The 2,307-nt window shown below is 73.7% G+C and carries 2 protein-coding genes; one reads left to right on the top strand and one right to left on the bottom strand.

Annotation, left to right across the window (positions count from 1 at the left end; genetic code table 11):
• Window positions 1–18: 18 nt before the first annotated feature.
• Complete coding sequence (locus ABZ930_RS41360; protein ID WP_361560782.1) at window positions 19–972, bottom strand: EamA family transporter; 954 nt, start codon at window positions 970–972, stop codon at window positions 19–21.
• 110 nt (window positions 973–1,082) lie between these two features.
• On the opposite strand from ABZ930_RS41360, the gene ABZ930_RS41355 reads away from it, so the two are divergent.
• A complete protein-coding gene (locus tag ABZ930_RS41355; protein WP_361560779.1) occupies window positions 1,083–1,991 on the top strand; it encodes a LysR family transcriptional regulator in 909 nt (302 codons plus the stop codon).
• Window positions 1,992–2,307 lie beyond the last annotated feature (316 nt).

The following is a 2,307-nucleotide window of genomic DNA, read 5'->3' as shown; positions in this document are numbered from 1 at the left end:
CTTCTGTAATCTCGTCGCCTACACCTTACCTGGCCCCCAGTGCGCCCCTGAAGCGAGCGAAGCTCGCCCTTCAGGGGCGCGGGGAACTGCGCGAGAAGCCCCACCGGGCCGCAGCCGAAGAGACGTGCCGAGCGAGGTCAGGGCGACCCCGGCGACCAGCAGCGCGGCCGCGCACCAGCGCAGCCCGCTCACCGACTCCCCCAGGAACAGCGCCGCCGACGACATCCCGAACACCGGGACCAGCAGCGAGTAAGGGGCGACGGTCGAGGCGTCGTAGCGCCGCAGCAGCCGGCTCCAGGCGCTGAAGCAGAACAGGGTCGTCACCAGGGCTACGTAGACGATGGCGCCGACGCCGGGCAGATCGAGGGACGCCAGCGCGCGGGCGTCCGTCGCCGGGCCCTCGAAGAGGAGCGAGAGGCCGAGCAGCGGAAGCACCGGGACCGCGCTCGACCACACCATGAAGTTGAAGGGCGCCTCGGGGGCGGCCTTGCGGGTCAGGACGTTCGCCACACCCCAGAACGCGGCGGCGACGAGCACCAGCGCGAAGGCTCCCAGCGGCCCCGAGGCGCCCTCGTCGACGGCGGCGACGCCGATCCCGGCGAGCGCCACCGCCATGCCCACGACCCGCACCGGCCGCGGCCGCTCCCCCAGGAACGCGAAGGCGAGCAGCGCCGTGAACACCGCCTGCACCTGGAGCACCAGGGAGGACAGGCCCGCGGGCATCCCCGCGTTCATGCCGACGAACAGCAGCCCGAACTTGCCCACGCCCAGCGCGAGTCCGAGACCCAGGATCCAGCGCCACGGCACGCACGGCCGGCCGACCAGGAACACCGCGGGCAGCGCCGCCAGCAGGAAGCGCAGGGCGCAGAAGAGCAGCGGCGGGAAGTGGGCGAGGCCGATGTCGATGACGACGAAGTTCACGCCCCACAGGGCGGCGACGAGCACGGCGAGGCCGGTGTGTGCGGGTCTCATGCGTCGAGGATCACGCCCCGCGACCGTGTAGCACCAGCGAATGTTGCTGCATGGTGGGATGAAGCAACGCTAACGGAACGCCGGTGGGACGGCGCGGGAGGGGTTCGTCGATGCTGGATCTTCAGCGGCTGCGCGCACTGCACGCCGTCTCCGTGCACGGCACCGTGGGCGCCGCCGCGGCCGCGCTCGGCTACACGCCGTCCGCCGTGTCCCAGCAGATCGCGAAGCTGGAGCGGGAGACCAGGACGATCCTCCTCGAGCGGGAGGGCCGGGGCGTGAAGCTCACCGACGAGGCCCGCCAACTCGTGCGTACGGCCGACGAGTTGATGACCGTCATGGAGCGGGCGGAGACCGAGCTGGAGGAGCGGCGCGGGGTGCCGGCGGGGCGGCTGACCATCGCCGCGTTCGCCTCGGCGGCGCGGGGGCTGCTGCCCGGGGCGCTCGCGGCGCTGGCGGCGCGGCATCCCGGGCTCGACGCCCGGCTCACCGAGGTCGACCCGCATCTGTCGGTCGACCTCGTGGCGAAGGGGGCGGTCGATCTCGCCGTGGCCCACGACTGGGACATCGCGCCGCTGCCGGCGCCTGCCGGGGTCGAGCAGGCGGTCATCGGGGACGACCTGTGCGATCTGCTGGTGCCGGTGGGGCATCCGCTGGCCGGGCGGGAGGCCGTGCGGCGGGAGGAGTTGGGCGGGGAGCGGTGGGTTTCGCAGCCTGCGGGGCGGGTGTGTCACGACTGGCTGGTGCGGACGATGCGGGGGGCCGGGTTCGAGCCGGAGATCGTGCATCGGGCCGATGAGAATCCGACGCTGGTGGCGCTGGTCGCGGCCGGGCTCGGGGTGGCGGTGATTCCGCGGCTCGGGCGGGGGCCCTTGCCGGGCGGGGTGGTCGTGGTCGGGCTCGATCCGGTGCCGCGCAGGCGGGTGTACGCCTTGTGGCGGACCGGGATCTCGCGGCGCCCCGCAATCACGGCGACCGTCTCGGCCCTCCGCGACCAGGGCACCCTCTGCCTGCTCCCCTAGCCCCCGCACCCCTGGGTCGTTCGTCGTCCGCGGCCCGGTGGGGCTTCTCGCGCAGTTCCCCGCGCCCCTGAGCAGTACTTCACGCGCGGCCCGGTGACCGCTTCCCGCGCAGTTCCCCGCGCCCCCGAGCAGTACTTCACGCGCGGCCCGGTGACCGCTTCCCGCGCAGTTCCCCGCGCCCCTGGGCAGTTCTTCGTGTGCGGGCCGGTGGCCGCTTCTCGCGCAGTTCCCCGCGCCCCTTAAGGCTGCGCTGCGCGCAGTCTCCCCTGGGCGAGCGGAGCTCGTTTCAGGGGCGCGGGGAACTGCGCGACCAGCC

Origin of the sequence: Streptomyces sp. NPDC046716 (genome assembly GCF_040645755.1) — a bacterium.
GTDB lineage: Bacteria > Actinomycetota > Actinomycetes > Streptomycetales > Streptomycetaceae > Streptomyces.
This window is presented reverse-complemented; position numbering and strand designations above follow the sequence as displayed.